Origin of the sequence: Actinophytocola sp. (assembly GCF_036002505.1) — a bacterium.
In the GTDB taxonomy this organism is placed as follows: Bacteria; Actinomycetota; Actinomycetes; order Mycobacteriales; family Pseudonocardiaceae; genus DASYTH01.
The window spans coordinates 1-6,532 of sequence record NZ_DASYTH010000377.1; the positions used below are offsets into that span (position 1 = coordinate 1).

Below are 6,532 nucleotides of genomic sequence, written 5' to 3' on the forward strand. Positions count from 1 at the left end.
ACACTCGGTTGCTGCGGGGGTTCCAGCACCACCGGCACGCCATCAGCCCTGGTACCGCGCCTGAGCCGCTGCTCAAAACGATCTTGAAACGGCCCTGGGCCATATACTGTCGATGGGAGCGATGTAAAGGACTATCGGGCAGCCATTGAAACCATTCGTGACATCGGGATGGGTAAAGAAGATTCGCTGGAACTCATTCGCGAACAAATCAAAATATTGGAGGAGACGCCGTGACCGTTCCCCACCGGTGGCACAAGTCCAACTACTCCGGCAGTGAAGGCGCTTGCGTCGAGTTAGGGCACACGCTCGACATTATGCGAGACAGTAAGAATCCTGATGGGCCAGCGCTCCGAGGTGACATACGGAGGTTGTTGGCGGCGATCAAGGGGTCTCGGGTGCGAGGGTGAAGTCGAAGGTCGCGGTTTTGTCGAACTCGGTGATGAGGGAGTCTTTGACGCCGAAGACCGCGTCGGACTGCAGGTATTGGTCGCCGGCGGCGAAGATGTGGGTGATCAGGGTTCGGTAGCCGGGTGCGCTGATCTTGAAGTGGATGTGGGCGGGGCGCATGGGGCCGCGACCGGCCGCTTTGAGCAGGTCGCCGACGGGGCCGTCGTGGGGGATGGGGTAGGCCTCGGGTTGTACTGACCAGAAGGTGTAGCGGCCGGCGTCGTCGGTGCGGAGACGGCCGCGGCCCTGTGGCGTCTCGAGTTCTGGGTACTGGACGTCGTAGTGGCCGGTTTCGTCGGATTGCCAGACGTCGAGGAGCGCGCCCGCGATGGGGTCTCCGGACGGTGAGCGGATGGTGCCGCTGACGAAGCAGGGTTCGCCGGGGGCGCCGCCCGAAATGTCGGCGCCGTGTTCGAACTCGGGGGCGTCGTCGACGAAGAAGGGGCCGAGGACCGTTGCCTCGGTGGCGGAGCCGCCGGTGGGGTGGTTGACGTTGATGACGGCCATGGAGGCGCCCAATACGTCCGACAGGAGGATGAACTCCTGGCGTTTGGCGTCGCATTTCTGGCCGGTGCGGGTGAGGAAGTCGATGGCGGCGGCCCATTCTTCCTCGGTGAGGTGGACGTCGGCGATGAAGGCGTGCAGGTGGCGGACGAGGCTGCGCATGATGTCGGCGAACCGGGGGTCGGCGGCGCCGTCGAAGCTGGCCTCGACCTGCCGGGTCAGGTCGGCGTCCATGCGGTCCACTCTCCGTCGTAGGCGACGTGCAGCAGCTCGCGGGCGGTGGGCAGGTCGAGAATGCCTTGGGCGGACAGGAGTTGTGCGGCCTTGTCCAGTTCGGCGGCGGGCAGGCCGAGCTCGGCGAGCGAGGTGGGGCAGCCGAGTTGCTCGGACAGCTCGCGGAGGCCGTCCGACGCCTTGAGCGTGCCGAGGGCGTCGGCGACGCGGGCCAGTTCGACGTCCTTGAGCCGGGCGACGTAGGGCAGCACGACGGAATGGGTGCGGGCGTGCGGCAGGCCGTAGGCGCCGCCGAGCATGTGGCAGATCCGGTGGTGGGTGGCCGGGCCGACGGCGGCGAGCGCGGTGCCGGCGAGGTAGGCGCCGTACAGGGCTTCGGTGCGGGCTTCGAGATCGTCGGGCTCGCGGACGGAGCGGAGCAGGCCGCCGGACAGGGCACGCACGCCCTCCTCGGCCACCATCAGGGTGATCGGGTCGGTGCCGGGCAGGTACGCGGCGCCGACGCAGTGGGCGAGCGCGTTCATCCCGCTGGCGGCGGTGATGCCAGGCGGCAGGGTCAGCGTGAGCTCAGGGTCGTAGATCACCGTGTGGGGCAGCGCGTCGAGGGAGCGGGCGGTGACCTTCATGCCGGCCGAGGTGAGGCCGAAGGTCGGGGTCATCTCCGAGCCCGAATAGGTGGTCGGCACCGCCACGATCGGCAGCCGTTCCTCCGCGGCAACCGCTTTGGCGGTGCCGACCACCGAACCCCCGCCGATGCTCAGCAGGCAGTCGGCGCGGGCCTCGTGCGCTGCCGTCCGTGCTGCTTCGGCGATCTCCTGTGGGACGTGTTCCTGGACGTCGGTGAAGACACCGACCATCCGCTCCCCCAGTGGCGCCGCGAGCTCGGTGGCGAGCGGCTCTCCGCGTTTCGTCGTGATCAGCAGTACCCGGCGGCGACCCAGACCGTCCACTTCGGACGCCAGGTCGCGCCGGCCGCTCCCCGGTCCGAACACCACCCGGCCCGGTAACGCCTCGCGGTGGAAGGACTGCGTTGAATTGGCTCGCTCCGCTCGCGTGAGCGGGCCTTGACGCGGTGTCTTCCCTCCTGCGCTGCTCGGGTCGCTCGTTCCTCGCGCCCCTGCGCTGCTCGTCAGTCCAGACACCGCCGGCCCGCTCATCTGCTTACCCTCTCGAATAGCGCGGCCAGGCCCTGCCCGCCGCCGATGCACATGGTTTCCAGGCCGTACCGACCATCCCGCCGATCCAGCTCCCGAAGCAAGGTGGCCAGGATCCGGGCCCCGGTGGCGCCGACCGGGTGGCCGAGCGAGATCCCCGAGCCGTTCACGTTGGTGCGCTCGAAGTCCGCCGCGGTGAACTTCCATTCCCGGGTCACGGCGAGGACCTGCGCGGCGAACGCCTCGTTCAGCTCGATCAGGTCCAGGTCCGCCAGGGTCAGGTCGGCCCGGGCCAGCGCGCGCTCGGTGGCCGGCACCGGCCCGATGCCCATCCTGGCCGGCGGCGCTCCGGCCACCGCCCAGGAAACCAGGCGGGCCAGCGGCCGCAGCCCCAACGCTTCGGCTTTGTCCTTTGTGGTCACGATGCACACGGCCGCGCCGTCGTTCTGGCCGCTGGCGTTGCCCGCGGTGACCGTCGAGTCGGGATCCAACTTCAGCCGGACCGGGCGCAGCGCCGCCAACGATTCCAGGCTGCTGTCGGCGCGTGGGTGCTCGTCGCGGTCCACTATGGACTCACCGTGACGGCCGGGCACGGACACCGGAACGATCTCCTCGGCGAACCGGCCGTCCTCGATGGCCTTGACCGCGCGCTGGTGCGAGGTGTGCGCCAGCTCGTCCTGCTCCTCACGCGGGATGCCATACTCCCGGCGGAGGTTCTCCGCGGTCTCCAGCATGCCGCCGTCGACCGGGTGGAACCGGCCGCCGGCGCTGACCCGCGCCCGGGCCAGCCGGTCGTGCAGCTCTACGCCGGATCCCTTGACGCCCCAGCGCATCGCGGCCGAGTAGAACTCCACCTGGCTCATGCTCTCCGCGCCGCCGGCGAGCACCAGGTCGTTCGCCCCGGTCTGCACGCGCATGGCGGCGTCGATCACGGCCTGCAGCCCGGAGCCGCACCGGCGGTCCACCTGCAATCCAGGCACCTCGACCGGCAGGCCGGCGTCCAGCGCTGCGACCCGGCCGAGCGCGGGCGCCTCACCGTTGGGGTAGCACTGTCCGAAGAGGACGTCCTCAATGGCGGATGGCGGGATCTTGGTGCGGTGCAACAGCTCGCGGATGACGGTCGCGGCCAGAGCGGTCACCGGAACGTCTTTGAAGACGCCGCCGAACCGGCCGACCGGGGTCCGGAGCGGCTCGCAGATGACCGCCTCACGCATGCCGGGTGCCCTCCCACTGGCCGTTCGGGTGGTAGCTGGCGCCGAGCCGGGCGCTGATCTCGCTGGCTGCCTTGATGATCGCGGGCAGGTAGTCGCGGTGGATCTCCGAGACGCTCACCGTGCCGGCCGGGACCGACATGCCCAGCGCCGCGACGATCCGGCCGCCGCTGGCCCGCACCGGGGCGGAGAACGAGCGCACGCCCTCCTCCAGCTCCTGGTCGACCACCTCCCAGCCGCGCCGGCGCACCTGCGTGATCACCATTCGCAACCGCGAGGGGTCGGTCTCGGTCCGCGCGGTCAGCCGGGCGAACCTCACGTTGCGCAGGAACGCTTCGAGGTCGGTGTCCGGCAGGCCGGACAGCAGCACCCGGCCGATGGCGCTGGCGAACGCGGGCAGCCGGGTGCCGGTCAGCAGCAGGTGCGCCATCGCCCGGCGGGACGGCACCCGCAGCAGGAACACGGCGTCCTCACCGTCCAGTGCGGCCATCGAGCAGGTGGTGCCGGTGATCTCGGTGGCCTCCTGCATGTGCGGCTGGGCCAGCTCGGTCAGGTTCAGCGAGCTGGTGAACGCGTAGCCGAGCCGGAGCACGTGCGGGGTCAGCGCGAACGCCCGGCCTTCCTCGCGGACATAACCCAATCGCGTCAACGTGAGCACGAGGCGGCGAACCGTGGGCCGGGAGAGGCCGGTCAGCTCGGAAAGCTGGCCGAGGGTGAGCTTGGGATGCTTGTCGGAGAAGGCAAGGATCACCGCCAGCCCGCGTTCCAGCGACTGCACGTAATCCTTGTCCTCGGCAGGCTTCACCGGTGCATGCTCACGTCGTCGGGGTTGATCAGGTCGGGCGCGGTCCAGCCGTCGAGGTCGTACTCGGCCATGCACTGCTCGGCGAAGCCCTTCATGGCCGCGGCGTCGCCGGAGGCCTCGGCGGAGATCAGCAGCTCGGCCCGCACGCCTTCGTGGTTGCCGGAGTAGTTGCGCTCGTAGAGCTCGTGCCGGCCGCCGAACTCGCTGCCCACCGAGTCCCAGATCAGCTTCATCAGCTTGACCCGCTCCACCGAGTCGATGCCGTTCGACCCGCGGACGTACTGGTCGAGATAGGGCCGCAGCTCCGGGTTGTGGAACTCCTTGGCATTGGAGTTGAGGTAGATCAGCCCGCTGCCCAGGTCCTGCAGGATGATCTCGCGCACCCGCGGGTAGCCGACGGTCATGAACCAGCGGTAGGCCAAGCCGTAGTCCAGGTGTGGCAGCACCGCGCCGTCGATCCATTCGTCCGGGTGGTTGGCCATGGCGTCGGTCAGGCCCCAGAACATGTTGCGCCAGGCGATGACCTCGCCGACCCGGGTCTGGATGCCGCGGAAGTCCTTGGTGCCGGTGGCTTCCACGCCCTTCATCAGCAGGCCCGCGAGGAAGTCCAGCTTCACCGCGAGCCGGATGCAGCCGTGGAACGTGAACCGGTGCAGGAAACCGGATCCGGGGAAGAACGTGCTGGCCTTCTCCGGGTCGCCGTAGATGAACACGTTCTCCCACGGGATCTTCACCTTGTCCAGGATGAAGATCGTGTCGTTCTCGTCGAAGCGGCTGGACAGCGGGTAGTCGAAGGGGCTGCCCATCACGTCGGCGTTCATCGCGTAGGAGTGCCGGCAGATCAATTTCATGCCGGGGACGCCCATCGGGACCGTGCACACCAGGGCGAACTCGCGGGTCTTGATCGGCAGGCCGTAGTGTGCGATGAAGTTGTAGTGGGTGATCGCCGAGCCGGTGGCGACCACCTTGGCGCCGCTGACGATCAAGCCGTCGTCGCGCTCCTCCTCGACGTGCATGAAGATGTCTTTGACCTCGTCCGGCGGTTTGTTGCGGTCCACCGGCGGGTTGATGATCGCGTGGTTCCAGTAGAGGACGTTCTCCTGCGACTCCTTGTACCAGCGCCGCGCGTTGTCCGCGTAGGGCTCGTAGAAGTCGGAGTTCGCGCCGAGCGTGCCGAGGAACGCGGCCTTGTAGTCGGGGCTGCGGCCCATCCAGCCGTAGGTCATCCGGGCCCACGCGGCGATCGCGTCCCGGTCCTTGATCAGGTCCTCGCGGGACCGCGGGGTGCGGAAGAACGGGTGGGTGAAGCCGCTGCTGCCGGTGTCGGTGGGCGCGGTGGTGACGCCCTGCTTGTCCGGGTCGTGCAGGGAGTCGTAAAGCCGGGCGGTCATCCGGACCATGTTGCGGAACGCGGGATGCGTGGTGACGTCGGGGACCTTCTCGCCGTAGAGCCAGATCTCGCGGCCGTCGCGCAGGCTCTCGATGTACTCCGCGCCGGTCATCGGGCGGGTGTGCCGGGTGGACTGCGCGGTCTCTTCCTGCTGGGCGGTCACGAGGTGCTCCTAGTTGAGAATCGAGCTCGAGTCGGGACAGTCCAGCGAGCCGAGCCAGAGCGTCTCGTCGAAGGCCGGGACGAGGTGGCGGAACTCGCCGCGGTAGAACACCAGCGGGTCGCCGCCGTGGTACTCGAACTCGGTGACCCGGCCGAGGAAGAGCCGGTGGTCGCCGCCGTCGTGGGACTGCCACGGCTCGCAGTCGAAGTAGGCGAGCGAGCCGCCGAGGCGGGGCGGGCGGGCCGGGTCCGGCCACACCCAGTCGACGCCCTGGATCGTGGTGCGCTGGCCGGCGAAGTGCCGGGCCAGCCGGTCCTGCTGGTCGCGCAGCACGTTGACGGTGAACGGGCGGCCCTCGAGGTAGCGGCTGGCCTTGGTGCGCCGGTCGAGGGAGACCATGATGAGCGGTGGGTCGAGCGAGATCGCGGCGAACGCGTTGACCGTGGCGCCGTGCGGGCGGTCGGCGGTCGCGCAGGTCACCACCGTGACGCCGGTGGCGAAGTGGCCGAGGCAGTTGCGGAGCTGGCGCGGGTCGACCGCCATGACCTCTCCTCGTTGTCCGCAATGCGTACAGAGCTGCCGCTATCCGGTGAGAACGACTCTGGTCCGTGGTTCCACTGGTGT

7 protein-coding genes are annotated in these 6,532 nt (G+C 69.0%); 1 reads left to right on the forward strand and 6 read right to left on the reverse strand.

From position 1 onward, the window contains the following. The first annotated feature begins 230 nt into the window (after positions 1–230). Positions 231–407: a DUF397 domain-containing protein gene (locus VGR06_RS33390; protein ID WP_327563179.1), complete on the forward strand. Its 177-nt coding sequence runs from the start codon at positions 231–233 to the stop codon at positions 405–407. Here the strand turns inward: VGR06_RS33390 and VGR06_RS33395 are convergent. The 6 genes from VGR06_RS33395 to VGR06_RS33420 all read right to left on the reverse strand — a co-directional run bounded on the left by VGR06_RS33395 (position 382) and on the right by VGR06_RS33420 (position 6,451). Beyond that, positions 382–1,185 carry a dioxygenase gene (locus VGR06_RS33395; RefSeq protein ID WP_327563180.1) on the reverse strand — a complete coding sequence of 268 codons (804 nt, stop codon included), beginning with the start codon at positions 1,183–1,185 and terminating at the stop codon, positions 382–384. The two genes, VGR06_RS33390 and VGR06_RS33395, sit on opposite strands and share 26 nt — an antisense overlap. Further along, complete coding sequence (locus VGR06_RS33400) at positions 1,170–2,177, reverse strand: maleylacetate reductase (RefSeq protein ID WP_327563181.1); 1,008 nt, start codon at positions 2,175–2,177, stop codon at positions 1,170–1,172. Before VGR06_RS33400 ends, VGR06_RS33395 begins: the two co-directional genes overlap by 16 nt. A gap of 161 nt (positions 2,178–2,338) precedes the next feature. Further along, positions 2,339–3,553, reverse strand: coding sequence for an acetyl-CoA C-acetyltransferase (locus VGR06_RS33405; RefSeq protein ID WP_327563182.1), 1,215 nt, complete (start codon positions 3,551–3,553; stop codon positions 2,339–2,341). After that, positions 3,546–4,355 (reverse strand): IclR family transcriptional regulator domain-containing protein, encoded by an 810-nt coding sequence (locus tag VGR06_RS33410; RefSeq protein WP_327563183.1) that lies wholly within the window; start codon positions 4,353–4,355, stop codon positions 3,546–3,548. Before VGR06_RS33410 ends, VGR06_RS33405 begins: the two co-directional genes overlap by 8 nt. Then, positions 4,352–5,857, reverse strand: coding sequence for a 4-hydroxyphenylacetate 3-hydroxylase family protein (locus tag VGR06_RS33415; protein WP_327563185.1), 1,506 nt, complete (start codon positions 5,855–5,857; stop codon positions 4,352–4,354). The genes VGR06_RS33410 and VGR06_RS33415 overlap by 4 nt, the downstream gene beginning before the upstream one ends. 60 nt (positions 5,858–5,917) lie before the next feature. Continuing rightward, entirely contained in the window at positions 5,918–6,451 is a 534-nt protein-coding gene (locus VGR06_RS33420; protein WP_327563184.1) for a flavin reductase family protein, read from the reverse strand. Positions 6,452–6,532 lie beyond the last annotated feature (81 nt).